At 59.3% G+C, this 25,440-nt stretch carries 26 protein-coding genes; 16 read left to right on the forward strand and 10 right to left on the reverse strand.

All coding sequences use genetic code 11. The annotated features are described in order from the left end of the window. Positions 1-6 precede the first annotated feature (6 nt). Positions 7-1,230: a DegT/DnrJ/EryC1/StrS aminotransferase family protein gene (locus WH7805_RS07310; RefSeq protein WP_006042388.1), complete on the forward strand. Its 1,224-nt coding sequence runs from the start codon at positions 7-9 to the stop codon at positions 1,228-1,230. 15 nt (positions 1,231-1,245) lie between these two features. On the opposite strand, the gene WH7805_RS07315 is transcribed toward WH7805_RS07310, so the two are convergent. Both WH7805_RS07315 and WH7805_RS07320 read right to left on the reverse strand, forming a co-directional pair. Further along, positions 1,246-2,724, reverse strand: coding sequence for an FAD-binding domain-containing protein (locus WH7805_RS07315; protein WP_006042389.1), 1,479 nt, complete (start codon positions 2,722-2,724; stop codon positions 1,246-1,248). Further along, positions 2,724-3,284: an NUDIX hydrolase gene (locus WH7805_RS07320; protein ID WP_006042390.1), complete on the reverse strand. Its 561-nt coding sequence runs from the start codon at positions 3,282-3,284 to the stop codon at positions 2,724-2,726. The genes WH7805_RS07315 and WH7805_RS07320 overlap by 1 nt, the downstream gene beginning before the upstream one ends. Positions 3,285-3,491: 207 nt before the next feature. Here WH7805_RS07320 and WH7805_RS14400 point away from each other — a divergent pair, with 207 nt between their 5' ends. Continuing rightward, positions 3,492-3,659 (forward strand): hypothetical protein, encoded by a 168-nt coding sequence (locus WH7805_RS14400; RefSeq protein ID WP_156783639.1) that lies wholly within the window; start codon positions 3,492-3,494, stop codon positions 3,657-3,659. A 251-nt stretch (positions 3,660-3,910) separates the two neighbouring features. On the opposite strand, the gene WH7805_RS07325 is transcribed toward WH7805_RS14400, so the two are convergent. Continuing rightward, on the reverse strand, positions 3,911-5,884 hold the full coding sequence (locus WH7805_RS07325) for a rhamnan synthesis F family protein (protein ID WP_083773572.1): 1,974 nt from the start codon (positions 5,882-5,884) through the stop codon (positions 3,911-3,913). Between the two features lie 81 nt (positions 5,885-5,965). After that, complete coding sequence (folK, locus tag WH7805_RS07330) at positions 5,966-6,436, reverse strand: 2-amino-4-hydroxy-6-hydroxymethyldihydropteridine diphosphokinase (RefSeq protein WP_006042394.1); 471 nt, start codon at positions 6,434-6,436, stop codon at positions 5,966-5,968. A gap of 38 nt (positions 6,437-6,474) precedes the next feature. Between folK and WH7805_RS07335 the strand changes: the two genes are divergently transcribed. Further along, a complete protein-coding gene (locus WH7805_RS07335; RefSeq protein WP_006042395.1) occupies positions 6,475-8,598 on the forward strand; it encodes a putative cobaltochelatase in 2,124 nt (707 codons plus the stop codon). A 10-nt stretch (positions 8,599-8,608) separates the two neighbouring features. On the opposite strand, the gene WH7805_RS07340 is transcribed toward WH7805_RS07335, so the two are convergent. Further along, complete coding sequence (locus WH7805_RS07340; RefSeq protein WP_006042396.1) at positions 8,609-9,538, reverse strand: MlaD family protein; 930 nt, start codon at positions 9,536-9,538, stop codon at positions 8,609-8,611. A 3-nt stretch (positions 9,539-9,541) separates the two neighbouring features. After that, positions 9,542-10,351: an ABC transporter ATP-binding protein gene (locus WH7805_RS07345; RefSeq protein ID WP_006042397.1), complete on the reverse strand. Its 810-nt coding sequence runs from the start codon at positions 10,349-10,351 to the stop codon at positions 9,542-9,544. A gap of 168 nt (positions 10,352-10,519) precedes the next feature. Between WH7805_RS07345 and yvcK the strand changes: the two genes are divergently transcribed. Further along, the gene (yvcK, locus tag WH7805_RS07350) at positions 10,520-11,899 is read left to right on the forward strand and encodes a gluconeogenesis factor YvcK family protein (protein ID WP_006042399.1); all 1,380 of its coding nucleotides are present in this window, start codon (positions 10,520-10,522) and stop codon (positions 11,897-11,899) included. Here the strand turns inward: yvcK and WH7805_RS07355 are convergent. Genes WH7805_RS07355 through ndhC form a run of 3 tightly spaced genes read right to left on the reverse strand, consistent with a single transcriptional unit; the run spans position 11,893 to position 13,578 of the window. Then, positions 11,893-12,441 (reverse strand): NAD(P)H-quinone oxidoreductase subunit J, encoded by a 549-nt coding sequence (locus tag WH7805_RS07355; RefSeq protein WP_006042400.1) that lies wholly within the window; start codon positions 12,439-12,441, stop codon positions 11,893-11,895. The two genes, yvcK and WH7805_RS07355, sit on opposite strands and share 7 nt — an antisense overlap. Continuing rightward, on the reverse strand, positions 12,438-13,184 hold the full coding sequence (nuoB, locus tag WH7805_RS07360) for an NADH-quinone oxidoreductase subunit NuoB (protein ID WP_006042401.1): 747 nt from the start codon (positions 13,182-13,184) through the stop codon (positions 12,438-12,440). The genes WH7805_RS07355 and nuoB overlap by 4 nt, the downstream gene beginning before the upstream one ends. A 31-nt stretch (positions 13,185-13,215) precedes the next feature. Next, positions 13,216-13,578 carry a photosynthetic/respiratory NAD(P)H-quinone oxidoreductase subunit C gene (gene ndhC, locus WH7805_RS07365; RefSeq protein WP_006042402.1) on the reverse strand — a complete coding sequence of 121 codons (363 nt, stop codon included), beginning with the start codon at positions 13,576-13,578 and terminating at the stop codon, positions 13,216-13,218. Between the two features lie 100 nt (positions 13,579-13,678). On the opposite strand from ndhC, the gene WH7805_RS07370 reads away from it, so the two are divergent. From WH7805_RS07370 to WH7805_RS07415, 10 genes are all read left to right on the forward strand, one after another. Further along, positions 13,679-14,095, forward strand: coding sequence for a rubredoxin (locus WH7805_RS07370; protein ID WP_006042403.1), 417 nt, complete (start codon positions 13,679-13,681; stop codon positions 14,093-14,095). A gap of 31 nt (positions 14,096-14,126) precedes the next feature. Continuing rightward, complete coding sequence (locus tag WH7805_RS07375) at positions 14,127-15,137, forward strand: photosynthesis system II assembly factor Ycf48 (protein ID WP_006042404.1); 1,011 nt, start codon at positions 14,127-14,129, stop codon at positions 15,135-15,137. Positions 15,138-15,245: 108 nt separating this feature from the next. Beyond that, positions 15,246-15,494 carry a cytochrome b559 subunit alpha gene (gene psbE / locus WH7805_RS07380; RefSeq protein WP_006042405.1) on the forward strand — a complete coding sequence of 83 codons (249 nt, stop codon included), beginning with the start codon at positions 15,246-15,248 and terminating at the stop codon, positions 15,492-15,494. A gap of 9 nt (positions 15,495-15,503) precedes the next feature. Next, positions 15,504-15,641: a cytochrome b559 subunit beta gene (gene psbF / locus WH7805_RS07385; protein ID WP_006042406.1), complete on the forward strand. Its 138-nt coding sequence runs from the start codon at positions 15,504-15,506 to the stop codon at positions 15,639-15,641. Between the two features lie 19 nt (positions 15,642-15,660). Beyond that, positions 15,661-15,780: a photosystem II reaction center protein L gene (locus WH7805_RS07390; RefSeq protein WP_006042407.1), complete on the forward strand. Its 120-nt coding sequence runs from the start codon at positions 15,661-15,663 to the stop codon at positions 15,778-15,780. A gap of 11 nt (positions 15,781-15,791) precedes the next feature. Next, positions 15,792-15,992, forward strand: coding sequence for a photosystem II reaction center protein J (locus WH7805_RS07395; protein WP_006042408.1), 201 nt, complete (start codon positions 15,792-15,794; stop codon positions 15,990-15,992). Positions 15,993-16,102: 110 nt separating this feature from the next. Then, positions 16,103-17,368, forward strand: coding sequence for a histidine--tRNA ligase (hisS, locus tag WH7805_RS07400; RefSeq protein WP_006042409.1), 1,266 nt, complete (start codon positions 16,103-16,105; stop codon positions 17,366-17,368). 75 nt (positions 17,369-17,443) lie between these two features. Beyond that, positions 17,444-18,877, forward strand: coding sequence for a nucleotide sugar dehydrogenase (locus WH7805_RS07405; RefSeq protein WP_038004529.1), 1,434 nt, complete (start codon positions 17,444-17,446; stop codon positions 18,875-18,877). Then, positions 18,874-19,908, forward strand: coding sequence for an NAD-dependent epimerase (locus WH7805_RS07410; protein ID WP_006042411.1), 1,035 nt, complete (start codon positions 18,874-18,876; stop codon positions 19,906-19,908). The genes WH7805_RS07405 and WH7805_RS07410 overlap by 4 nt, the downstream gene beginning before the upstream one ends. A gap of 34 nt (positions 19,909-19,942) precedes the next feature. Then, the gene (locus WH7805_RS07415; protein ID WP_232198979.1) at positions 19,943-21,064 is read left to right on the forward strand and encodes a glycosyltransferase family 4 protein; all 1,122 of its coding nucleotides are present in this window, start codon (positions 19,943-19,945) and stop codon (positions 21,062-21,064) included. On the opposite strand, the gene WH7805_RS07420 is transcribed toward WH7805_RS07415, so the two are convergent. Further along, complete coding sequence (locus WH7805_RS07420; RefSeq protein WP_006042413.1) at positions 21,030-21,956, reverse strand: glycosyltransferase; 927 nt, start codon at positions 21,954-21,956, stop codon at positions 21,030-21,032. The two genes, WH7805_RS07415 and WH7805_RS07420, sit on opposite strands and share 35 nt — an antisense overlap. A gap of 244 nt (positions 21,957-22,200) precedes the next feature. Here WH7805_RS07420 and galE point away from each other — a divergent pair, with 244 nt between their 5' ends. Continuing rightward, entirely contained in the window at positions 22,201-23,274 is a 1,074-nt protein-coding gene (gene galE, locus WH7805_RS07425; protein ID WP_006042414.1) for a UDP-glucose 4-epimerase GalE, read from the forward strand. Continuing rightward, positions 23,271-25,436 carry a selenide, water dikinase SelD gene (selD, locus tag WH7805_RS07430; protein WP_006042415.1) on the forward strand — a complete coding sequence of 722 codons (2,166 nt, stop codon included), beginning with the start codon at positions 23,271-23,273 and terminating at the stop codon, positions 25,434-25,436. The genes galE and selD overlap by 4 nt, the downstream gene beginning before the upstream one ends. The last annotated feature ends 4 nt before the right edge of the window (positions 25,437-25,440 follow it).

Here is a 25,440-nt window from a genome sequence, read left to right on the forward strand (position 1 = left end):
CCCCCCATGCAGGTGCCACCCTTCAGTCTCAGCCAACAGCTCGCGGATCTCGGGCAGGAACTCGATGACGCAGCGCTTCGGGTGCTGCACAGCGGTCAGTACATCGGCGGTTCCGAGATCCAGGCGTTCGAGCGCTCCTTCGCAGAGGCTGTCGGGTCAGCCCATGCCGTGGGCTGCAACAGCGGTACGGATGCCCTTGTCCTGGCCTTGCGCGGCCTGGGTATCGGCAGCGGCGATGAAGTCATCACCGCATCCTTCAGTTTTTTTGCTACAGCGGAAGCGATCAGTGCCGTGGGTGCCACGCCGGTCTTCGTGGACGTGGACCCGTCGACCTATCTGATCGACCTAAGCCGCATCGAAGCGGCGATCACCCCCAGAACCCGCGTGCTGCTCCCGGTGCATCTGTTCGGCAGGCCCGTGGACATGACGCGACTGATGGCCATCGCCGAACGCCATGGCTTGCGGGTGATTGAAGACTGCGCTCAGGCCACCGGTGCCCATTGGGACGGACGGGGCGTGGGCAGCTGGGGGGATGTGGGTTGCTTCAGTTTCTTCCCCACCAAGAACCTCGGTGCAGCAGGCGATGGCGGTGCTGTGTGTTGCCAAAGCCCTGAGCTGGCTCAGCGGATGCGCGAACTGGCCGTGCACGGCATGCCGCGACGCTACTTGCATACCGAGCTCGGTTACAACAGCAGGCTCGATGCCCTCCAGGCGGCTGTGCTCAACGTGAAGCTGCCCCATCTCAGTCGCTGGGTGGAGCGCCGTGGTGCCATTGCAGCCCGCTACTGCGAAGCCCTCGATAATCTTCCTGGTTTGCAGCTTCCGGAACCAGACGCCCATGGCGGCCATGGCTGGAATCAATTCGTGATCCGCGTTCATCCCTGCGCAAGCGGGCAGGAACTCTGCGGCGGCAGCTGCCCGGAGGTGCGCAGTGAGCATGGACTGCCAGACAGCCGCTGCCGCGACTGGCTGAAGCAAAGTCTTCAGCAACAGGGCGTGAACACGATCATCTACTACCCGATCCCTATTCATCGCCAACCTGCTTACGGCGATCTGAATCTGGCTCCTGGGTCTTTACCGGTCACGGAACAACTCTGCAGTGAGGTGCTCAGCCTGCCGATTTTCCCCGAACTCAGTCTGGAACAACAAGACCGGGTGATCACCGTGCTCAAAAGCTTGCTGAATCAACGCGGCTTCAATGCAGGCCAGTCCTGCGGCGTTGCAGCCTGATCTCTGCCTGATGCTTCAGGCTTTGATGGTGGCGTAGAGCACTTTGAATTTGGCCTGCTGAATCTTGTGATTCACCAGTGGTTCCGGGTAACCCCTGCGCTCCAGAGCACCGATCTCACCACTGAGCAAATCTTTTGTGGACACATGCCGCAGCTCTGGAACCCAGCGGCGGATGTAGTCCCCATCGGCATCGAATTTGGACGCTTGGGTGGCGGGATTGAAGATGCGCAGGGGCTTGGGATCCATGCCACTGCTGGCACTCCACTGCCAGCCGCCGTTATTGGCGGCCAGATCGCCATCCACTTCCAGCTCCATGAAGGCCCGCTCACCCCAGCGCCAGTCACAGATCAGATCCTTCACCAGGAATGAGGCCACGATCATGCGACAGCGGTTGTGCATCCAGCCGCTCTGCTGGAGCTGGCGCATGGCCGCGTCAATGATCGGCATCCCAGTCTGGCCGTCCTTCCAGAAGTCGAACCAGTCCTCGTTGTTCTCCCAGGGGAATCGGCGCCACTGTTCCCTGTAAGGACCATCGGCCAGCTCGGGGAAATGGAACAGGGCCTGCTGGTAGAACTCACGCCAGGCGAGCTCCTGTTCCCACACGGCGATGGCTTGACGCTGTTCATCACTACGGGCCAGATCCTTAGCGGCCTGAGCCGCGCACCAGGCCTGCCTCGGACTCAGCGTGCCCACACTGAGTGCAGCACTCAGACCAGAGGTGCCAGCGGTGCCAGGAAAATTGCGATCGGGCTCGTAACCCAGCAGAGGACCATCCGCGAAGACGGCCAGCTGATCGACAGCGGCCACTTCACCTGGACGGCAAGGACAGAGATCCATACCGGCGAATCCATGCTCCGTTTGCAGACGCTGCAAAGCCTGCTGCCCATCCGCCCACAGGCGGCCAAGCGCCGTCTCCGTGGAGCGGATCGCCTGCTGCTGCTCCGCTGTCAGATCCTGGAGGTCTGTGGGCGCAGCCACAGTGCTGGGACGCAGGCGTTCCACCTGCCCACGCCAGTTGCGCAGGAAGGGGCCATAGACGCGATAGGGATCGCCATTGCCGGTTTTCAGCAGCTCCGGAGCCACCAACAGCTGATCCCAATCCACAAGCACTTGGCGTCCATCGGCCTGCAGAGCCTTCGCCACTCCGCGGTCACGCTCGCGGGCGTAAGGCTCCACATCCCGGCTCCACACCACGGTGGAACTGTCCAGGAGCGCAGCCAGCTGGGGAAGCAACGTGAGCGGATCACCCTGCAACACCAGCAGGCGACTTCCCGCCTCGCGCCAGCGCTCCTGGAGTTCGATCAGGCTCTCCACCAAAAACCACAGCCGTGCCGGGGCCATGGGCGGCAACTGCGGAGGTGGCGTGATGATGGACGGGTCGAGGACGTAAACCCCGGTCACGGCAGGACCGAGAGCAACAGCAGCCTGAAGGCCAGTGTTGTCAGCCAGTCGCAGATCACGCCGGTGCCAGAAAAGGGTGCGTGCTGACGCCATCACAGATCCAGAAGTTGTTTGGCACGGAACCAGGCTGTAACACTCTTGCCATCGAGCCATTCCTCACCGGAGGCCAGGGCCGCGTCGAGCTCAGCCGGGGTCATCTCCAACACCTCCAAATCCTCATCCGCATCCCCTGCCGGCGGGTTCAGCAATGGGGTGAGCTGCCGGGCCAGGAAACAGTGAATGACCTCATCGGAATAGCCCGGGCAGGGCAACATTGGACCCAGGCAATCCCAGCGAGCAGCGCTGTAGCCGGCTTCCTCTCCAAGTTCGCGCTGCATCGACTCCAGGGGATCCTCGCCATCCTCGAGGGTGCCGGCGGGAAATTCCAGCAGGCGGGCCTGAACGGCGAATCGGTATTGACGCAGGAGCACGACCCGGCCCGCATCGGTGATCGGCACCGCCAGGGATGCGCCCGGATGCCGGATCAGCCCAAACGTGCCCTCCACGCCCATGGGCAGCTTGATGCGATTGCGCTCGAACCGGATCTTGCGCGCCTGCATTATCTCGATGGTTTCCAGCATCTCGAAGGGCTCGGGGGCTGGCAGCGGTGCCATGGAGTTAGGGAAGAAGGGATACCAGCATGGCGGGTGAGACAACCGAGTGATTACCTATGGCGCAACATCCATGAAAATCATTTCAGGCCAGTTGTTTTGCCTTAAAAGGTGGCTGGATGATCAAAAGTAAAAGCAAGCCAAGGATCCGGGTAGACCGTAGTTCTACACAAATTCCATCACTCAGTGGACGCACAATGATCCAAGAGATTGCCGCTGACCACGCACTTCAAGCGACTCAGGGGAAGAAGCAGCTGTTGGATCGCGCAACTGGAGCTCTTCACCAAGAGCATGAAAAGCAACATCAAGACCGAGAACCAGACGAAAGAGTCTGAGCTGTTCCAACTGATCGGGCGACTGCAAATAGCGCTGGAATGACTCAAGAAATTCTCAGAGGCTCTGATCCCCGTGAACGATGATGGCTACTCATCATGAAAACTTTGATCGGCTTTGGCTACCAATCTGCACTGATCGGCCTGCCCAGATTCATGCATTCCTTGTATTGAGAGTAATGACTGGGATCGTGAAATGAGCCAGCCCCGCTTCTTATGGAGGCACTACCATCCAAGGCCACATTGCTCGTTAGAGACAGACCTTCATGCAACGGCATGCTCGTAGGACAATCGACTTCAAAATACATCAGATCGCACTTGTTGAGCATGATAAGAGCATTGACGCAAGAGACTGATCAAGTCGGAATCTTGAGCCCCTTCGAGGCTAAACTTTTGCAATAGCTCTATGAACAATCTAGAGCGACCTAACAGAATAGGAAATCCACTATTTGCACGCTTCCGATCATCGGATTGAAGTGAACAAAGCCGGCTCTTATCCTCAAAAAAGCGCGCAAGCATATGGCCGAACTGAACAGGATTGACAATTTGACCGGCCAGAAGAATCATAGCCCCACCGGACATCAATTGAGACAAAAAGCCCAGAAAACATTCTCCTGGATCAGCACTTGAAATCTCTTTTTGACAAGATATTCCAGGGAATAAATGCATCAAATCCTCAATTTCCCAAGACGCAAGCGAGGAGGAGTAAACCACAATGTGACAATCGATAAGCGATCTCGAAAAGTAGAGCGAAATCAGTGTCGCCATGATTTTTTCAAGATCGCCACCAACCACGACACAAGAGATCGATGAATTTTTATACGCAGTAAAACGCAACTTCCGAGTGAAACCACCTGTCGCCATCAACTGAACCAACCGGTGAATGGAACTAGTCATCCATTCTTCGAACTTTTCAAAGGAAATCAAAGAACTAAAGTTGATCGGACTTAGTTGATCTAGGTCAAGATTGCAATGGGATTGCATTCTTTTCTGAGTGGACTCAAGGATATAAGGAACAAGCCTTTCGAAAGCGTGCAAATAACTACCATTACTCGGCAAAGGCTCAGGAGGCACTCGTGACTCTTCAAAACACGATGCAATCAAGACAGCCGCTTTAAAATCAACCCAAAACATAGAGCCAGCCGGGAAACAAATAAAATCTTCAGGGCTTTCTCTAACACCAAAGCGATCTAAAAGATGAGATATCGGCGCAAGATTATTCTTCCATTTACAAAATCGAAATACGTCAAGCGATATCAATGGTGACACCAGAGCGCAGTTAGTCGTCTGCAGTAATTCCAATAAAATATATTTAACGTTCTCAGGCGAGCCCAACAAATTAGACAAACTACCTTCAAGCCACTTTCCGCCAAACTCTTTACCTTTACTGGACGCAACAGATCGCTTAGTATGTAATTTAAGAACAAAATCATATGCTTTATTTTGAAGCTTTAAGCCCTTGATAACCTGCACAAAAGGCAATAGATCCCGACCAAGATTGGTCAAAACCTTAATATCAAGTACATCAATCGGCAAATCAACTTTTTCCAGATACTCCTTTACCACTTCCTTATCACCGCAAGAGCAAACAGTGACAACAAGATCAAAGTGGCAAGGCATATGCCTCAAAGAAGGAAAAATTGTCGCCAAACTCTCCGGATAGTAAGCATGAATGACGACGAGAATCTTTAAAGGATGCCCAAGACTCTCTGGATCATCAGTCTTGCAAGGAAAACAAAGGCTTGTCAGAGGGTGATTGATATATTCAAAATAATCAAAAATACCAGCATGCTTTGCCTTTTTTAAATCATACTGACTATCGAGATAATTGATCAATGGATTAACAAGATTACCCGATGGATCAACACTTTCTTCCTTCTGCAAATAGCGAGCGACTGAAAAAAATGGATTCGGATCACGACGAGCCCTCCAGCCACGAGAGCAAAAATCTTCGAGAGCGGACATCCCCGACGAGATCTTATGCCCATACAAATTCGAGTAGAAACGTTCATCAAAAATTGCACTTGCCCTTATACGCTCAACCTCTTTCAATCGATACTCACTTCCTGACGAAACAACCTGGAGGGAAGGGCTTCCACGCACATGATCAACTTGATTTAATTGTTCCTCACATAAACGAATGAAAAAATCCAATGTTTTCTGATTGCAGCGCCCAGCCTCAGCCAAGGACCGGTAATGCCTCAATGCCGATTCAAAGTCATGACGCTTGAAACTTAAATAGGCTTGTTCAAGAAGAGCAAGATCATTCATGCTTACTTACATTATTGAGCACGTTAAAAAATTAGACATTACATTAACTCAGTGAGAAAATAAGCGATTTTGCAATGATCTTCATTGAAAAACCTGCAGCAGGGGTGCCAGAACAAATGCACGCAAGTGAAGCCGAGGGTGAGGCAACACAAGACGAGCATGATTCAGCCTCATTTCACCCCAAAACAAAAAATCTAGATCCAAAGAGCGAGGGCCCCAACGTTCCTCGCTGGATCTATCCCTGCCAAAGCGATTCTCAAGACGATGAAGGCGATCTAAGAGGTCAAGAGCTGCCGTTTCAGTGGGTCGCATGTTGAGTCCCTTCACTAAAAGAACCGCATTGCAGTAACGGGACTGACCAGGCGGTCCGCCAAAAGGATCAGTGTCATGCAGGGCAGACCAGCGAAAACTCAAATCGTGATTCCCCCAGTGCCGAAGCTCAGCCTCTAACAGCGGCTGAACGGCCACCAATGTTTCTCGAGGCGAACCCACGGCACTGGGTCGATTGGCCCCAAGTGCAACAGCGACAAGTGCGTGATCGATGTCAGGCATCAGCGAGACTGGAGTTCACGAACGGGCTGAACTCATTCATGGTGGCAAGCAGTGTGGCGGTGAAGGACGATCAGGCCAGCCGCGCCTTTCCCCTGGCTGCCATCACCGGTCATGGCACCCTCAAACTCGCCTTGCTCCTGGCAGCCGTGGACCCAGGACTGGGCGGCGTGATCATCGCTGGGGGGCGTGGCACCGGCAAGTCAGTGCTGGCGCGGGGACTGCATGCGCTCCTGCCTCCGATCGACGTGCTGGATCCAGAAGCGGCAGGACTGGCCTCAGGCCCGGGGCGCAACCTCGATCCCAGCCGTGCGGAGGAATGGGACGCAGCAACCCGGGAGCAGCTGAGCACTGAGCCACCCTCACGGGTGATTCCGGCGCCGTTCGTTCAAGTTCCTCTCGGCATCACGGAGGATCGCCTCGTGGGTGCCGTGGATGTGACCGCCTCTCTCAGCTCTGGCAGCCCTGTGTTTCAACCTGGCCTTCTGGCCGAGGCCCACAGGGGAGTGCTGTATGTGGACGAACTGAACCTTTTGGATGACGGCATCGTCAATCTCCTCTTGGCCGCAGTGGGAGCCGGCGAGAACCAGGTGGAACGCGAAGGCCTGAGCCTCCGCCACCCCTGCCGGCCTCTGTTGATTGCCACGTACAACCCAGAGGAAGGGAACGTTCGTGATCACCTACTGGACCGATTTGCAATCGCCCTCTCTGCCAACCAGTTGGTGAGCACCGAGCAGCGAGTTGAAATCACCAACGCGGTACTCAGTCATGGCCAGTGCAGCCGCAGCTTCGCGGAGCGTTGGAAAGAGGAAACAGACGCTCTGGCGACCCAGCTGCTGCTGGCTCGGCAATGGCTCCCGGATGTGCAGATCAGCCGCGAGCAGGTCGAATACCTGGTCACCGAAGCCATCCGCGGTGGGGTCGAAGGGCATCGCTCCGAGCTGTATGCCGTGCGCGTGGCCAGGGCCCATGCGGCCCTCAGTGGCCGCGATCAGGTCGAAGCCGACGACCTGCAGGTGGCGGTGGCCCTGGTGATTGCGCCACGCGCCTCCCAGCTGCCACCACCGGATCAGCAGATGGAGCCACCGCCACCGCCCGAGCAACCAGACGATCAAACTCCGCCGCCACCGGACTCCGGTGAACAGACCAACGACGACACGCCTCCCCCACCCGAGGGGTCCGGCGAGGACGAAAACGATCCGCCAGAAGACAGCGACGACGACAACAACGACGACGAGGACTCGGAGCAGGACGAGGCACCTCCATCAGTGCCGGAAGAGTTCATGCTGGATCCCGAGGCGATTGCGATCGATCCCGACCTGCTGCTGTTCAACGCCGCTAAGAGCAAGAGCGGCAACAGTGGCAGCCGTTCGGTGGTGCTCAGTGACAGCCGTGGCCGTTATGTGAAACCGATGCTCCCCCGCGGTCCCGTCCGGCGCATCGCCGTCGATGCCACGCTTCGAGCGGCTGCTCCCTACCAAAAAGCACGCCGGGCACGCCAACCGGATCGCACCGTGATTGTGGAAGAGGCAGATCTGCGCGCCAAGCTGCTGCAGCGACAAGCAGGAGCCTTGGTGATCTTCCTGGTAGATGCCAGCGGATCCATGGCTCTGAACCGGATGCAGAGCGCCAAAGGTGCCGTGATCCGTCTGCTCACGGAAGCCTATGAAAACCGCGATGAAGTGGCCCTGATTCCCTTTCGCGGCGATCAGGCCGAAGTGCTACTGCCGCCCACCCGCTCGATCACAGCCGCCCGCCGGCGCCTGGAATCGATGCCCTGCGGCGGTGGTTCACCGCTAGCCCACGGCCTCACCCAGGCGGCCCGCGTCGGCGCCAATGCCCTGGCCACGGGCGATCTCGGGCAGGTGGTGGTGGTGGCGATCACTGACGGGCGGGGCAACGTTCCCCTCAGCACCTCTCTGGGCCAGCCGGAACTTGAAGGTGACGAGAAGCCTGATCTCAAGCAGGAAGTGCTCGATGTGGCCAGCCGTTACCGAATGCTCGGTCTCAAGCTGCTGGTGATCGACACCGAGCGCAAATTCATCGGCAGCGGCATGGGCAAGGATCTGGCGGAAGCGGCTGGGGGTAAATACGTCCAACTACCGAAAGCCAGTGATCAAGCGATCGCAGCGGTGGCCATGGAGGCCATCAATGCCGTGACCTGACCCTGATCCGTTAGTTCGAGGTGCCCGTCCTGGCTGGATAGACCTCATCGAAGAAGGCGCCGAGGCCGATCATCACGCTGCGGAGGCCTTGCATGAACTGAGGATCCTTTGTGAGCTGTTCAATGTCTCCACCCACGGAATCAATGCGGGCCGTGAGCTGCTTGGCGTTGGTCACGGTCTGCTTGAGCTCACTGACCGTTTCAGGGTTATCAAACGCCTTAGCGAGGTTATTGATGCTGGCCGCTGCTGAAGCAGCTTCGGCCGTGGCCCGGTTGAGGTTGTCGATCGTGGGCTGAGCACGGGCTACCTCATCACGAAGTTGCTGCACAAGTGCATCCACGTTCTGGGCCGCCTCATCGGCGGTGTCGAGGAATTTGGAAGCGTCCTGGCTGGTCGTCCCGAACTGCTTCGTGGATTTCACCAGTTCAGGGATCAGATTGGATTTCTGGGCTTGATCGAGCAGCTTCTCTAAACTGGCGGTGACCGACGTGAGGGTGGCTCCCGACTGGCCGCGAATCGTGTCACCGTCGCATAGAACCCCACTGTTTTTGCACCCGCGCGACTTGGGGGACGGTGCATCTTTGAGCAGCGTGGTGCCCTTGGTTTTCAGTGCAACCTGGGCGTCACCACCAAGCAACGATGCCTCCGACACGATGGCCGTAACCGGCAGGGGAAGTTTGAGGGAGTCCTGGTTGATTTCGAGCGTGGCCCTTACCGACTGAGGAGTGACTTCAATCGCTCGCACCGTTCCCACGGTGATTCCCCTGAACGTAACGGGAGAGCGGTCAGCCAGACCACCTGCATTCTGGAAATCAGCTTGGACCGTCCAGGTTTCAGAGCCCAAGCGCACTCCCCTTAACCAAAGCATGGTGCCGGCAAATCCGGCGATCGCTCCAACAATCGAAAAACCGACGAGGGCTTCGCGGACACTACGGCGCATGGATTAGTGGTCGGAGGGTTGCATCGGCCCGCGCAGATTACCTGTCCTGAACTGCACAACGTAGGGATTATCTGAATTGCGGTACTCCTCAACAGTTCCATCCCACTGGAAGCGCCCGCCATACAGCATCACGATCCGTTCAGCGGAGCGCTCGATCGTGCTGTGAACGTGGCTCACAACGACAGAACAGCCCCGAGCCACCGTGGTGGTTTTCACAATCAGATCTTCAATCCGCGTGGAAGCAACTGGATCCAAACCAGCAGTGGGCTCGTCGTAAAGGAGCAGAGGCATGGCTCCTTCCTCCCGGTCTGGATCATCGATCAGGGCCCGGGCAAAGCTCACTCTTTTTTGCATGCCCCCGCTCAACTGACCTGGGTACTTGTCGGCCACTTCATGAAGGCCGACGGCTTCAAGGCATTGCTGCACCCGCTCTCGAATCTGAGCTTGCTTGAGACGGCCCAGGCGTGTGAGCAAAAAACCGACATTTTCCTCGACCGTGAGGGAGGCCAGCAGGGCTGGGTTCTGAAACACCAGTCGCACATCAGGAGGCCGACGCTGATCGAGGCGCAGGTAGGTCTGCGGTTCACCGAAGAGGCTCAGTTCACCGCCCGTTGGCAGCTGCAATCCAGCAAGGAGACGCAACACCGTGGATTTACCGGCACCGGAGGGACCGACAACGGCAATCCGCTCGCCAGGCTTCATGGTGAGCGACACACGATCGAGCACGGGCCTGGGGCCCCATTGCATGGTGAGATCTCGCAACTCCACCACGGGCGTCGGCGTTGTTGCTGGGGTGGTGCTCGGCCGACTCATGTCAGGGCCGCGTTGCATGAACCACCATCCTGCCGCGTCCGACACGAAGGGATGGCCATTGGGGCCAGCTTCCGTACAGTTTGGGGATCGCAAGGGACGCGAACCCCTCGCTACGGATCGCATTTGACCAGTCCTTCACGCCGCGGAAACCGTCAACGCATCCGAGCCATGCAGGCTGAGCGGCAGCGCGACCTGATGCTGCGCTCTCGCCGCGCGATGCGCTGGCTGCAGCCTGGACTGGTCGTGAAACGCTGGCTGCTCACCTCAGGGATCGGGCTTGTACTGGCCCTCATCGGTGCTGCCGTATGGGCCGATCTGCAACCGATCTACTGGACCCTCTGGGCCATTCAGGAAGTGCTCGGCTGGATCACCAGGGTCCTACCCCGGGGAATCACGGGTCCTCTCATGCTGCTTGCTGGGATCGGACTGCTTCTCTGGGGTCAGAGCCGCAGCTTCGGTTCGATCCAGCAGGCTCTCGCTCCCGAAAAAGACACTGTTCTTGTCGACGCCTTGCGCGCGAAGAGCCGGTTGAACCGGGGGCCAAACATCGTGGCCATCGGTGGTGGCACTGGCTTGTCCACCCTGCTCAGCGGTTTGAAGCGCTACAGCAGCCACATCACCGCCATCGTCACGGTGGCCGACGACGGAGGCAGCAGCGGCGTGCTGCGCCGCGAACTGGGGGTGCAACCGCCTGGAGACATCCGCAACTGTCTTGCCGCTCTATCCACGGAGGAGCCCCTGCTGACGCGCCTGTTTCAGTACCGCTTCTCCTCGGGAACAGGACTGGAAGGCCACAGCTTCGGCAACCTCTTTCTCTCTGCGCTGACAGCGATTACCGGCAATCTCGAGACAGCCATCACCGCCTCGAGCCGCGTGCTGGCCGTGCAGGGCCAGGTGGTACCGGCCACCAATGCCGACGTACGGCTGTGGGCGGAACTTGAGGATGGGCGGCGCATTGAGGGCGAATCCGCGATTGGCAAAGCGCCGAATCCGATCGTGCGTCTGGGCTGTTTACCTGAACGACCACCAGCTCTCCCGAGAGCCCTTGAGGCCATTGCCCAAGCGGATCTGATCCTGCTCGGACCTGGGAGCTTGTACACCTCACTGCTTCCGAATCTGCTGGTGCCCGAGCTGGTGACAGCGATTCAACGCAGCCGTGCCCCAAGGCTTTACATCTGCAATCTGATGACCCAGCCCGGAGAAACCGATGGGCTCGATGTGAGCGGTCACCTACGAGCGATCGAAGCGCAGCTGGCCTCTCTTGGCATCAACCAGCGACTGTTCGATGCGGTACTGGCCCAGGAAGCGATCGCGGATTCTCCCTTGATCGCTCACTATCGATCCAGAGGCGCTGACCCCGTTGTTTGTAACAGGCGGCAATTGATCTCCGAAGGGTACGAAGTGATGGAGGCACCATTACAGGGAAGCAGGCCTACAGCCACCTTGCGTCACGACCCACGTTCGCTGGCACTGGCAGTGATGCGTTTCTATCGCAAACACAAGAAAGATCTTCAGGGATCAGCAGCTCAGCAAGCAGCTGATCAATAGGCGTCCTGCATTTCGTAGAAATCAGGCTGCACATAGTCCTTGCGCAGAGGCCATCCTGTCCAGTCTTCCGGCATGAGCAAGCGTTTGGGATGAGGGTGACCTTCGAACTGAATGCCGAACATGTCGAAGGTTTCCCGCTCCTGCCAGTCGGCACCTCGAAACAGCCCATAAAGACTAGGAACACTGGGCTGCCCTTCACGGGACAGGAACACTTTCAAACGCACCTCGCGCACCTGGTTGGCGCCACCTTCGGTGACTTCCGCCATCGCCAACAGGTGGTAGAAGCACACCAGCCGCTCTCCGGGGCCTTCGTCGTAGCCGCCCTGGCATTGCAGGTAATCGAATCCATGGCTCTTGAGTGCCGCAGCGATCACTGGCAAGAACAGAGCTTCCACAGCAATCTGCTCGACACCCACGTGATCGGGCTCAAGAACTTCATGGTCGAAGCCCTGCTGGCTCAGCCATTGGCTGACCAGGCCAGGCGCAGGGGCCACGGCGACTGGAGCGTCATCATTCGCTTGCTTGTCAGGGGTGGTACTCATGAGGGCTCAGAAGTTTGAACAGCGTCAGCGGTTTCCAAGGCAGGCATCGGCAGGCCTGCACCGGGTTGGAGAGCAGCCACTTGGGTTTCAGCACGGAGATAGGCACCCGTGACGATGGGCTCCACTGGAGTCATCGCGTGGGCAACGGTGCAATAACGGTGGGTCTGCTTGAGCTGACGACGATCGGCGACGGATTCGTTGGCCACCTTCTTTCTCAATTTGATCACCGCATCAAAGATGGCCTCCGGGCGGGGGGGGCAACCCGGCATATAGAGATCAACGGGGATGAGTTTGTCGACACCGCGCACCGCCGTTGTGGAGTCGGCACTGAACATTCCACCGGTGATCGTGCAGGCACCCATGGCAATCACGTACTTGGGCTCAGGCATCTGCTCATAAAGCCTCACCAGGGCCGGAGCCATCTTCATCGTCACCGTGCCGGCCACGATCAGCAGGTCGGCCTGACGCGGTGAACTGCGGGGCACAAGCCCGAAACGGTCGAAATCGAAACGTGACCCGAGCAGCGCCGCAAATTCAATGAAGCAGCAAGCCGTGCCGTAAAGAAGCGGCCAAAGGCTGCTCAAGCGGGCCCAGTTGTGCAGATCATCAAGGCTGGTGAGAATCACGTTCTCACTCAGGTCCTGGGTCACCGTGGGGGCACCGTCAGCAGCTCCTGCAACTGGACCGCAACTGGCCTCGCGCAGATCGCGCAGAGCCTGAATGGAAGGGGTGTCTCCGGCCATGGCGGAACGATCAGTGGAAGAGGTCATGGGGTCAGCTCCACTCCAAGGCGCCCTTGCGCCAGGCGTAGGCGAGAGCCACCACAAGGATGGCAATGAAAATCAACGCTTCGATGAACGCCAGCAAGCCCAGGCGATGGAAAGCCACAGCCCAGGGATACAGAAAGACGGTCTCCACATCGAAAATCACGAAGACCAGCGCAAACATGTAATAGCGAATGTTGAACTGAATCCAGGCACCACCGATCGGCTCCATACCCGACTCGTAGGTGAGCTGTCGCTCTCCAGCCTGACTACGGGGAGCCAGCAGTTTGTTGGTCACCAACGCCAGCACCGGTACGGCTGCTGCGATCAGCAGAAAGCCGAGAAAGGCGTCGTATCCCGGAAGCACAAACATTCAATAGGCTCCGATCTGGGGGTCAGTCTGGCATTTGCAGGCAGCATCTGACGTTGGCTGTGATCACGCCGATAGAGTGATCGAGCCCGGATGAGCGACGGTGAGCGACGAATCACAGGCCTCAGACAACGTTGCAGCTGCGGACTCTGAAGCCGAGGCCCCGCAGGCTCCTACTGAACAGACCCTTGCCGAAGCAAGCGATCCGCGCACCCACCGCTTCGAATGCCGCAGTTGTGGCTATGTGTACGACCCCGATGAAGGGGTGAAGAAGCTGGCGATTCCGAGTGGTACCGCCTTCGAAGATCTGGATGTGGCAAGTTTCCGTTGCCCCGTTTGCCGCAGCAGGGTCGGCGCCTTCCGAGACATCGGCCCCCGCTCCAAGGCCAGTGGCTTCGAGGAAAACCTGAATTACGGCCTGGGCGTCAATCGACTGACCCCAGGACAGAAAAATGTTCTGATCTTTGGCGGCCTGCTCCTCGGATTTGCCTTTTTCCTTTCGCTTTACTCCCTGCGCTGAGCGCGTCGATCCGTTGTTTTCTGTGCCTCGCATGTCTTCTCTGCTCAAACCCCTGATCCAGCTCGTGCTGGTGGCCTGCATCGGCTTCGGCCTCGGAGGCTGCGTCACCACCCGTGTTCCCGTGGCCACGAGCAGTCCTTGGCAGGTGGTGGACCTCAACACCGACGCCAATCCTCTGGATGTGGCCTTTACCAGTGCGGATCACGGCTTTCTGGTGGGCAGCAACCGCCTGATCCTTGAAACCAACGACGGAGGGTCCAGCTGGAACGAACGCAGCCTTGACCTCCCCGATGAGGAGAACTTCCGCTTGCTCAGCATCGCTTTTGAAGGCGACGATGGCTGGATCGCAGGCCAGCCTGGCCTGCTGATGCACACCACTGATGGCGGCCAAAACTGGACCCGCTTGTTCCTCGACACCAAGCTGCCTGGCGAGCCCTATCTCATCACCGCACTGGGAGCCGACAGTGCTGAACTGGCCACCAACGTTGGTGCTGTGTATCGCACCCGTGACGGCGGCGGCAGCTGGGAAGCGGAGGTGAGTGATGCCGCCGGTGCAGTGCGCGACCTGCGCCGCAGTGCCGATGGCGGCTACGTGAGTGTGAGCAGCCTGGGCAATTTCTACGCCACTTGGATTCCGGGACAAGAGGTGTGGCAGGTGCATCAGCGCGTGAGCAGCCAGAGGCTGCAGAGCATTGGCTACCAGCCGGATGGAAACCTATGGATGGTGGCCCGTGGCGCTCAGATCCGACTCAATGACAATGCTGAAGACCCTGAGAGCTGGAACAAGCCGATCATTCCCATCACCAACGGCTACGGCTATATGGATATGGCCTGGTCGAAGGATGGTGCCATCTGGGCAGGTGGCGGCAACGGCACCCTGCTGGTGAGCCGGGACGGAGGTGACAGCTGGGAGCGCGATCCCGAAAGCCGGCAGGCACCGACCAATTTCAATCGGTTCGTCTTTGACGACAGCGAAGGCCAAGACCACGCGTTTCTTCTCGGAGAACGTGGCTTGATGCTGCATTGGACGGCAGTGAGCTGAGCGCAGGGATCAGCCGCGAACGGACAACGCTTCGTAACCATGGGCAGGCTCCAGCCGCAATGGCCGGAGCCCTACCCCTAGGATCACCAAGCTGATACGCCCGAAGTCATGGCCGCCGGCTCCACCGGGGAACGCCCGTTTTTCGAGATCATCACCAGCATCCGCTACTGGGTGATCCATGCCATCACACTGCCCTCCATTTTCTTGGCGGGTTTCCTGTTTGTGTCCACCGGCCTGGCCTACGACGCCTTCGGAACACCTCGCCCTGATGCCTATTTCCAGGCCAGCGAAAGCAAAGCTCCAGTGGTGAGCCAGCGCTACGAAGGCAAGTCCGACCTTGACCAGCGCCTGAAATAAACCAGAACCATGACGCAATCTCCCGCCACCTCCACGCCACGCAATTACCCAATTTTCACGGTGCGCTGGCTCGCTGTTCACACCTTGGGCGTTCCCACAGTGTTTTTTCTTGGCGCCCTGGCAGCCATGCAGTTCGTTCGCCGCTGATCTCTCAACTCTCTGAACCATGGAGCGCAATCCCAATCCCAACAACTTGCCCGTCGAGTTGAACCGCACCAGTCTTTATCTGGGCCTTCTTGTGGTCTTCACCACAGGCATTCTTTTCTCCAGTTACTTCTTCAACTGAGGTTCTGATTCATGAGTGGCAAGAAATCCAATCTTCCTGACGGAAGAATTCCTGACCGTCTACCTGATGGTCGCCCCGCCGTCGCCTGGCGTTCCCGCTGGACTGAAGGAACCCTTCCCCTCTGGCTCGTGGCCACTGCCGGTGGCATGGCTGTGCTGTTTGTGGTGGGTCTGTTCTTCTATGGCTCCTACACAGGCGTTGGTTCAGCCTGAATCACTGCAGCCTCTTGCATTTGTTCGAACCCGCCACCCTCTGGGATGGGCGGGTTTTTTGATGAGAGTTTGGGCGGCAGTCAGACTGCCTCACGACAAGTTGAGAGCCGATGAGCCAACTGCAGAGCCTGCGGGGCATGGTGGACCTGTTGCCCGAGCAAACGCGGCGCTGGCAAAACGTGGAAGCCGTTGCGCGCGAACACTTCCGTCGTGCAGGCCTGGAGGAAATTCGCACTCCCTTGCTCGAAGTCACCGAATTATTTGCCCGCGGCATCGGTGAGGCAACGGATGTCGTTGGGAAGGAGATGTACAGCTTTCTCGATCGTGGTGAACGATCCTGCACCTTGCGACCGGAAGGCACGGCATCGGTTGTCCGCGCCGCCGTCCAACATGGCTTGCTGAGTCAGGGAGTTCAGAAGCTCTGGTATTCAGGCCCGATGTTCCGCTATGAACGCCCTCAGGCTGGTCGACAGCGGCAGTTTCATCAGATCGGTGTGGAATGCCTCGGTGTCAGCAGTGCCCGCAGCGACGTGGAGGTCATCGCCCTGGCATGGGATCTGCTTGCTGATCTGGGCTTGGAACACGTGAAGCTAGAAATCAACACCCTGGGCACATCGGAAGACCGCCAGGCCTACCGAAACACCCTGGTGACCTGGCTGGAGGAGCGCAGCGATCAGCTTGATGCCGATTCACAGAAACGTCTCAGCACAAACCCGCTGCGCATTCTCGACAGCAAAAACCAATCCACCCAGGCCCTTCTTAACGACGCTCCAACGCTGCAAGCAGCCCTCAGCGCCGAAAGTGCTTCACGTTTTGAACACGTGCAGGCGCTGCTCACCCAACTCTCCATTCCCTTCACGCACAACACCCGCCTGGTACGCGGGCTGGATTACTACGGGCACACAGCGTTTGAGATCACTAGCGACCAGCTCGGCGCCCAGGCCACGGTCTGCGGTGGCGGTCGCTACGACGGACTCGTTCAGCAACTTGGGGGCCCGGCCACTCCAGCTGTGGGCTGGGCTCTCGGCATGGAGCGTCTGCTCTTGATGCTCGGCAACGCGTCGGACGCAGCACCGGATGTGTATCTGGTGAATCGTGGAGACCAGGCCGAGGGTGTAGCCCTCGGCCTGGCCCGCGACCTGCGCAACGCCGGACTCGCCGTGGAACTTGATGGTTCAGGAGCCGCGTTCGGCAAACAGTTCAAGCGGGCTGATCGCTGCAAGGCCCCATCAGCACTGGTGCTGGGCGACGGCGAAGTCGATCAGGGGATTGTGAGGATCAAACGCTTGCAAGGAGATGGTGAGGAACACACATTGCCCTGGAATGATCCCGCTGTGGATCTCCCGGCGCTCTTGGAAACCCTGGCATGCCGTTGAGTATCAAGAGAGGAAGTGATGCCTGGAAGCCACTGGCGGTAACGTTGCCCCAACAATGGGCCAGCTAACGCAGCGATGGGATCACCAATTCAACGCATCTGCTGCATCGGTGCCGGCTATGTAGGGGGGCCGACGATGGCGGTGATCGCCGATCGTTGCCCACAGATTCAAGTCACGGTGGTTGACATCAATCAGGCCCGCATTGATGCCTGGAACGACCGAGATCTCAGCAAGCTGCCGGTGTACGAGCCCGGCCTCGATGCCGTGGTGAAGCGGGCCAGGGGCCGCAACCTGCACTTCTCCACAGGGGTTGCCGACGCCATCGCCGCCGCCGACATGGTGTTCATCTCCGTGAACACACCCACCAAGACCAAGGGGTTGGGGGCAGGCCAAGCCAGTGACCTGCGCTGGGTGGAGGCCTGCGCTCGACAGGTGGCTCAATCGGCCCAGGGCCACACCATCGTTGTGGAAAAAAGCACCCTGCCGGTGCGCACCGCGGAAACGGTGCAAACTATTCTCGCGTCGGCAGACACCTCCCAGGGTGATCGATCGTTTGCTGTCCTCTCCAACCCGGAATTTCTGGCCGAGGGAACCGCGATCCGCGATCTGGAGTCACCGGACCGAGTGTTGATCGGCGGCAATACAGAGGAAGCCATTGAAGCGCTCGCCTCGGTCTATGCGCACTGGGTGGATGACAGCAAGATTCTGCGCACCAACCTCTGGAGCAGCGAACTCTCCAAGCTCACCGCCAATGCCTTTCTGGCCCAGCGCATCAGTTCGATCAATTCCGTAGCCGCTCTCTGCGAGAGCACTGGTGCCGACGTGCGTGAAGTGGCGAGGGCCATCGGCACCGACAGCCGCATCGGCCCCAAGTTTCTGCAATCGGGCCCCGGCTTCGGCGGCAGCTGCTTCCAGAAAGATATTCTCAACCTGGTTTACCTCTGCCGCCATTTCGGCTTGCCGGAAGTAGCGGATTATTGGGAACAGGTGGTCATCCTGAACACCTGGCAGCAACACCGCATCGCCCGCTTGGTGGTGCAGAAGCTGTTCGGCACGGTGACGGGGAAACGGCTGGCGATCCTGGGCTTCGCCTTCAAGGCCGACACCAACGACACCCGTGAGGCACCCGCGATCCGGATCGCCAAAGACCTCCTCGTGGAAGGGGCCCAGCTGGCCATTCACGACCCCAAAGTGGATTCCGAGCAGATCGCCCGGGATCTGCAGCTCCAGGCCAGCGAGGCTCCGGATGGATCCGCGGGCCCGACCCGCGCCTCCCTCAGCGGTGAAGGCACCTGGTGGCCCAGTGCCAGCGTGGAAAAAGCGGTCACTGGTGCTGATGCTGTCCTGATCCTTACCGAATGGCGGGACTACCGGCAGTTGAATTGGAGCGCGCTGTCGAAGCTCATGCGCCAGCCCGCCTGGGTGTTCGATGCACGCTCGGTGGTCTCTCCGACCGAGGTTGAAAATGCCGGATTAAGCCTCTGGCGCGTGGGCGAGGGAGAGGCATGAGCGGCGATCAGTCCCGTCCGATCCTCGTCACCGGTGCGGCCGGATTCATCGGTGCTGCCCTCGTGCAGCGCTTGTTGAAGCGCGGCGACCGCGTGATCGGCATCGACAACCTCAACAGTTACTACGACCCCTCGCTGAAGCAGGCGCGCCTGCAGACCATTGAAGCCATGGCGCCTCAAGGAGCCTGGCGCTTCGAACGGCTTGCCCTGGAAGACGGAACAGCCCTGATGGAGCTCTTCGCGGCTGAGCGTCCGCGCGTGGTGGTGAACCTGGCAGCGCAGGCGGGGGTGCGCTACTCCCTGGAGAATCCAGCCGCCTACATCCAGAGCAATCTTGTGGGCTTCGGCCACATCCTCGAAGGCTGCCGGCACCATGGCACCGAGCATCTGGTGTATGCCTCGAGCAGCTCGGTGTATGGCGGCAACCGCAATCTGCCGTTTCACGAGCAACAGCCCGTGAACCATCCAGTGAGCCTCTACGCCGCCAGCAAAAAAGCCAATGAGCTGATGGCGCACACCTACAGCCATCTTTATCAGTTGCCGGCGACCGGTCTGCGCTTTTTCACGGTCTACGGCCCCTGGGGCCGACCGGACATGGCACCGATGTTGTTTGCCAAAGCCATTCTTGCCGGCAAACCGATCCGGGTGTTCAACCACGGCAAGATGCAGCGCGACTTCACCTACATCGACGACATCGTGGAAGGTGTGCTGCGCTGTTGCGACAAGCCTGCCTCAGCCAATCCCGACTTTGATCCACTGGCCCCGGATCCGGCCACCGCGGCAGCTCCTCACCGAGTGTTCAACATCGGCAACAACGAACCCACGCCTCTGATGCGGTTCATCGAGGTGATGGAGCAAGCGCTGGGGACAACCGCCATCAAAGACTTCCAACCAATGCAACCCGGAGACGTCGTCGCCACCGCAGCCGACACCACAGCCCTGGAGGCCTGGGTGGGCTTCAAGCCCTACACCCCGATTGAAACCGGTGTGGAGTGTTTTGCCCGGTGGTATAGGCAGTACTACGCGGTCTGAAGAACTCCATTTCATGCAACAGGACGGCCCTCCGGTGAGCCAGACAATCCTGCAGCTGCTGCGGGAATGGCCCCCCGGATTTGGCGGCGTTGAGCGGGTCGCCCACGAGCTCGCCAGCGTCTGGGGCGGCCGCGTTTACAGCTTTGATCCTCAACGGCAGGCCAGCCACGCCATCGATTCCTGCCCAGTGAGCTATCCGCGACAGGTGCTGCCCTGCAGCCCGCCCGTAGCGCGACTGCAACTGCCTTGGCCGACACGGATCCTGGGAAGGCTTCTGCTCAGCAGCAAACACCTCCATGGCCACCTTCCATCTCCTGGTGTGCTGCTTCTGCTTGTTGCCGCCAAGGTCTTGAGGCCGCGGCGCCGGGTCACCGCCCATTGGCATTCCTTTCTCGAACAGTCTCCAGGGTTCAGTGGTCGCCTGTTCCTTTTGTATCAGTGGCTGGCCTTGCGGCTTCTGCCTCTCCTGGATGGAGTTGTTACCACCTCACCGGTGCTGGAGGAGGCGCTCATTCACCAGGGCTGTGTCTCCAAGCGGGTGCAGGTGCTGCCCTGCTGCCTCAGCAATGCACAGGAACAACAGCTCCTCGCCATCCCGGCCCGCCCTGTCGAGCCTGGGCGACCGATGCGCGTGCTGTTCATCGGACGCCTCGCCAGTTACAAACGTCTGGACTGGTTACTGAACGCGCTGGCCGAATTGAGTCAGGGGTGGGAGCTCCACATCGTGGGTGACGGCCCCCATCGCGATGCCTTCGAGACCCTGAGCCATTCCCTGATGGGTCATGACGCTCCGGTGACATTCCTGGGACAACTGGATGAAGCCGCCAAGCTGCAGCAGATCGCCGCAGCTGATGTGTTGGTGCTTCCTTCAGATCGCAGCAACGAGGCCTTCGGCATCGTGCAGCTGGAGGCAATGGCCGCCGGCATTCCAGCGCTCGCGTTTGATCGCCGGCGCTCAGGCATGGGTTGGGTCTGTCAGCTGGAGGGTCTGCCATGGGCGCAAACCCCCGACGAGCTTGCCAATGTCTTGGCCTTGTTGATGCATAACCCTGAGAAACGCCACGACCTGGGCATCGAGGCGCGCAGGCGCTACCAAGCGCTTTTTGCCAGACACCACTGGCTCAACACCTTGCAAACCTGGACAGCACAGAACTGACGACGCGCCAGCTGATCCAGAGTCCGGAACGAAGAAGAGTCACCGCCATCAACGCAACACCGGGAAGCGACTTATGCCCCTCTCGTACACACAAACAAGCCACATCCCGCTGCAACCTCCACTCATCGATCAGCACCTTGCACCCAGCACGGCGTTCAAAGCGTTTGCGTCGAGCCTTGAGCAATACCTGATCACTGGAATTCGCACCCTGCCCAGGCATGGACGAGCGGGTTGATTCCGCTTCGTGAACACCACTGAACTCTGGCAAGCAAAGAATTTTGGATCCGAGAATTTCACAAACATCAAGGCAGAACTCAACATCCTCACCGCAGACGCAGTAGGCCTCATTCATCCTGAGCTGAACCAGAGCCGATCGCCTGATCAACATCAGGGCGCCGGAAGCAGCAACAACACGTGCCTCATCTCTGAGTACAAACGTGTGATCCGCAGAGACAAGCGACTCCAAATAATGGAAGGGAGAGGCAAAACAGTCAAAGAGAATTCCAGCATGGGTCAGGCGTCCATCCAAACCACGCAGATGGGATCCAATCAGGGCCACTTGAGCTTGAGAGGCCATGGCCGCCAAAGCAGAGTCGACACTTCCACGGTCGAGGATGACATCATCATTGACCAGAAGCAGGGACTCTGCCTGAGCCAACCGGACCAGTGAATTCACATTTGCAGCAAAGTGATAGGGCGCCCTCGACACCACACGGAATAACAATCCATCGGGCACATGGATGAAGGCCTCATCGACGATCGAACCATTCCAGGAGCAGAGAATTTCAACATCGGCCAGCGGCAGAGAACAGGCCGACGGAAATGACTCCAGCAAGCGATTCAGCAAACTCGGAGTTCTTGAAACAACCAACACTGAGAGACGACAGTCCATGCAGCGGCCTCACACAGGCAAACAATTGAAGAGCGATTGATCAAGACATTCGGGACGGATGTCAACGCAAGATTCAGAGCGATGCCCTAATCGAAACAACAACTGATTAGCTCCACTTGAGATGAACCGACACCGATTGCGCAAGCCCAACCTGATGCATTCGCGAAGCATTGCACTCGCAATAGAGAATTCACGTTAAATCGCCACCGTTAGGCTTCAATCCCCAGAGATCAAATCAGCTCTCATGGCCAAGATCCTCGTCACAGGGGGTGCCGGTTTCATTGGCAGCCACACCTGCCTCGTCCTTCTGGACGCGGGCCATGAGCTTGTGGTGGTCGACAACCTCAGCAACAGTTCTCTGGCCTCACTCAACCGCGTCGCGTCTCTGGCAGGGGTTGCACCGGCATCAAAGGCGGGACCGACGGATCGCCTGCAGTTTGTCGAAGGGGAAATCCGCGATACCCCCTGCCTTGAGGCGATCTTCCAACAGGCCGAAGCGCAGGGCCAGCCGATTGATGCGGTGATCCACTTCGCAGGACTCAAGGCCGTGGGCGAATCGGTTGCTGAACCGCTGCGCTACTGGGACGTGAATGTGCACGGCACGCTCAGCCTGCTGAAGGTGATGGCCAACCACGGCTGCCACACCTTTGTGTTCAGCAGCAGCGCCACCCTCTACGGCTACCCCGACCACGGGCCGATTCCGGAAACGGCGGCGATCCAGCCGATCAATCCCTACGGGTACACCAAAGCAGCGGCGGAACGCCTGCTCAACGACCTGGCTACAAGCGCCCAGGAACTCTGGCGGATCGCCTGCCTGCGCTACTTCAATCCGGTCGGTGCGCACCCCAGCGGCCAGATCGGTGAAGATCCCCTCGGCATTCCCAACAATCTCTTCCCCTTCGTGAGCCAGGTGGCCGTGGGCCGGAGGGAATGTCTGCATGTGTTCGGCGGCGACTGGCCCACTCCGGACGGCACCTGCATCCGCGATTACATCCATGTGATGGATCTCGCTGAAGGTCACCGCGCCGCCCTTGACTGCCTGCTGGAGGAGCCGCCACAGCTGCTCAGCCTCAACCTCGGCAGCGGCCGAGGCATTTCAGTGCTGGAGGTGATTCAGGCGTTTGCTGAAGCCAGCAAACGCCCCATTCCTCATGCCATCGTCAGCCGCCGACCCGGCGATGCCGCCATCACCGTGGCCGATCCGGCCGAGGCGCTCAGGCGACTGGGGTGGCAGACACAACGCTCACTTCAGGACATCTGCCGGGATGGCTGGGCCTGGCAATCCGCCAATCCCCAGGGCTACGCCAGCGAGCCATGAGTGTTCTGGTGCTGGCCGGAGGTGGCCACAGCCATGCACTATTGCTGCGTCGCTGGGCGATGCGCCCCGAGAAACGACCCGACGGGCTCATCATCCTCGTGAGCCAGTGCAGCACCACGCTCTACTCGGGAATGGTCCCAGGTCTGATCGCCGGCCGTTACAGCCTTGATGAGGTGAACATCGACCTGCGCCGACTCGCCGACCAGGCTGGAGTCGCCCTGGTGATCGCCACCATCACGGGCATCAATCTTGCAGAGCGTCAGTTGTTCCTGGAACGCCGACCGGCACTGCGTTTTGATTGCCTCAGTCTCAACGTTGGCGCGATCACCACAGCCTCGCAGTCCCGCTGCGAGGGGAACACGCACGAACTCACGCCAATCAAACCCCTGGAGCCCGTCCTCGCCCTGCTTGAGCGGGAGGATCGCAACCCAGCACCGCAGAGCACCTGGCCCCCTTTTGCCATCCTCGGCGCCGGACTGGCGGGCCTGGAAGTGGCCTTAGCGCTACGTCAACGCTGGCCGGCGCGGCCCCTGCAACTGATCAGCAAACCTGGGCAACCGCGGCCGGAGCTGGCCAAGGCAATCACCGCAGCCGGCATCAAGCACTGTGTGGTGAGCGACGGAGAACCCACCATCGAAGGGCCAGGACTGCGCTGCACAGGTAGCCAGGCGCCAGCCTGGCTGGCAGCCAGTGGATTGCCTTGTTGTCCCCAGAGCGGTCGGGTGCAAACGGACGCGACCCTTCAGGTGCACGGGCACCCGGAGCTCTTCGCCACCGGTGACTGCGCTGTGGTCAACGGAGCGGTCCGCCCGCCCTCCGGCGTCTGGGCTGTGCGTGCGGCCAAGCCCTTGGCCCGCAATCTGGAAGCCGCCGGACGCGGCCAACCGCTACATCACTGGAGCCCCCAAACTCGAGCCCTGCAGCTCCTGGGAGGCCATCGCCAGGGAACAGCTGTGGCTTGGCTGCTCTGGGGGCCCTGGGTCCTTGGACCCAAGGGTTGGCTGTGGAACTGGAAAGAGCGCATTGACCGCCGGTTCATCCGCCACTTCAAAACCCAATCGACCATGGATTACGCGGCGGCGGACCCGGAAACGATGCGCTGCAACGGATGCGCGGCGAAATTACCGGCCCATCACCTGGAAACCGCCCTCAGCCGGGCTGGACTACAGACGCTGGGATCAGCGCCCGAAGATGCAAATCCCTTGCCTGGCAGCCGAGCAGTGAGTGGACAACCGCTTCTGCAAAGCGTGGATGGTTTTCCAGCGCTGATCAGCGACCCCTGGCTGAACGCCAGGCTCACAACGTTGCATGCCTGCTCAGATCTGTGGGCCTGCGGAGCGCGTGTGCAGGCGGCCCAGGCGGTGGTCACCCTTCCCCTCGGCGACGCTGCCGATCAGGAATGGTTGCTGGAACAAACGTTGGCGGGCATCCAGTGCGCGCTGCAACCCCAGCAAGCCAGCCTGCTGGGAGGACACACACTCGAGAGCCGTCAGGCTGGGAGCCCACCCCCAAGCCAGGACATCCAAGTGATCCTGAGCGTCTCCGGAGCTTCACCGGAGCGGCCATGGCCCAAACGCGGTCTTCAGGCAGGAGACCAGCTCCTAATCAGCCGTGCTCTGGGCACGGGGGTTCTGTTCGCGGCAGCGATGAGAGGCAAAACGCACCCTTCAGACCTGGACAAGGCTTTGGAGCAGATGTCCACCAGTCAGCACCACCTGCTGGAAGAGCTGCTCACGCTTCAAAAGATCCATCCCAATTGCATTCATGCGGCCACCGACATCACAGGCTTCGGCCTCCTGGGCCACCTCGGCGAGATGCTGGGGCCAACTGCGACCCCTGAGCACGTGCGCGTGACTCTGCAGGCGGATGCCATTCCCGCACTGCCTGGAGCCCTGCCCTTGCTCGAGAGCGGTCTAGCCAGCAGTCTTGCTCCAGCCAACAGGCGCTCATGGGGCCTGCTCGATCAGGGCCTGGTGACCCTGCACTTGGGCAACATCCTCGTGGGCAGCCTGCAAAGCCAGGCTCTGCTCGAGTTACTGGTCGATCCCCAGACCTGCGGACCGCTGCTGATCAGCGTGACCAGCCCTCTGGCTGACGCTTTACTTCAGGCCGAATCCAGCCCCTGGACTGCAATCGGCTCGGTGGCCCTGGCCTCGAGCTGAACAG

Source organism: Synechococcus sp. WH 7805 (genome assembly GCF_000153285.1).
Lineage (GTDB): Bacteria > Cyanobacteriota > Cyanobacteriia > PCC-6307 > Cyanobiaceae > Synechococcus_C.

Coding starts and splice junctions, on each gene's coding strand:
- WH7805_RS07390 (WP_006042407.1), top strand. CDS start 15,661: ATGGAGCGCAATCCCAATCCCAACAACTTGCCCGTCGAGTTGAACCGC.
- WH7805_RS07355 (WP_006042400.1), bottom strand. CDS start 12,441: ATGAGTACCACCCCTGACAAGCAAGCGAATGATGACGCTCCAGTCGCC.
- WH7805_RS07375 (WP_006042404.1), top strand. CDS start 14,127: ATGTCTTCTCTGCTCAAACCCCTGATCCAGCTCGTGCTGGTGGCCTGC.
- WH7805_RS07325 (WP_083773572.1), bottom strand. CDS start 5,884: ATGAATGATCTTGCTCTTCTTGAACAAGCCTATTTAAGTTTCAAGCGT.
- WH7805_RS07395 (WP_006042408.1), top strand. CDS start 15,792: ATGAGTGGCAAGAAATCCAATCTTCCTGACGGAAGAATTCCTGACCGT.
- ndhC (WP_006042402.1), bottom strand. CDS start 13,578: ATGTTTGTGCTTCCGGGATACGACGCCTTTCTCGGCTTTCTGCTGATC.
- yvcK (WP_006042399.1), top strand. CDS start 10,520: ATGCAGGCTGAGCGGCAGCGCGACCTGATGCTGCGCTCTCGCCGCGCG.
- WH7805_RS07335 (WP_006042395.1), top strand. CDS start 6,475: ATGGTGGCAAGCAGTGTGGCGGTGAAGGACGATCAGGCCAGCCGCGCC.
- WH7805_RS07420 (WP_006042413.1), bottom strand. CDS start 21,956: ATGGACTGTCGTCTCTCAGTGTTGGTTGTTTCAAGAACTCCGAGTTTG.
- WH7805_RS07320 (WP_006042390.1), bottom strand. CDS start 3,284: ATGGCACCGCTGCCAGCCCCCGAGCCCTTCGAGATGCTGGAAACCATC.
- WH7805_RS07310 (WP_006042388.1), top strand. CDS start 7: ATGCAGGTGCCACCCTTCAGTCTCAGCCAACAGCTCGCGGATCTCGGG.
- hisS (WP_006042409.1), top strand. CDS start 16,103: ATGAGCCAACTGCAGAGCCTGCGGGGCATGGTGGACCTGTTGCCCGAG.
- WH7805_RS07315 (WP_006042389.1), bottom strand. CDS start 2,724: ATGGCGTCAGCACGCACCCTTTTCTGGCACCGGCGTGATCTGCGACTG.
- nuoB (WP_006042401.1), bottom strand. CDS start 13,184: ATGGCCGGAGACACCCCTTCCATTCAGGCTCTGCGCGATCTGCGCGAG.
- psbE (WP_006042405.1), top strand. CDS start 15,246: ATGGCCGCCGGCTCCACCGGGGAACGCCCGTTTTTCGAGATCATCACC.
- WH7805_RS07405 (WP_038004529.1), top strand. CDS start 17,444: ATGGGATCACCAATTCAACGCATCTGCTGCATCGGTGCCGGCTATGTA.
- galE (WP_006042414.1), top strand. CDS start 22,201: ATGGCCAAGATCCTCGTCACAGGGGGTGCCGGTTTCATTGGCAGCCAC.
- WH7805_RS07340 (WP_006042396.1), bottom strand. CDS start 9,538: ATGCGCCGTAGTGTCCGCGAAGCCCTCGTCGGTTTTTCGATTGTTGGA.
- psbF (WP_006042406.1), top strand. CDS start 15,504: ATGACGCAATCTCCCGCCACCTCCACGCCACGCAATTACCCAATTTTC.
- folK (WP_006042394.1), bottom strand. CDS start 6,436: ATGCCTGACATCGATCACGCACTTGTCGCTGTTGCACTTGGGGCCAAT.
- WH7805_RS07410 (WP_006042411.1), top strand. CDS start 18,874: ATGAGCGGCGATCAGTCCCGTCCGATCCTCGTCACCGGTGCGGCCGGA.
- selD (WP_006042415.1), top strand. CDS start 23,271: ATGAGTGTTCTGGTGCTGGCCGGAGGTGGCCACAGCCATGCACTATTG.
- WH7805_RS07345 (WP_006042397.1), bottom strand. CDS start 10,351: ATGAGTCGGCCGAGCACCACCCCAGCAACAACGCCGACGCCCGTGGTG.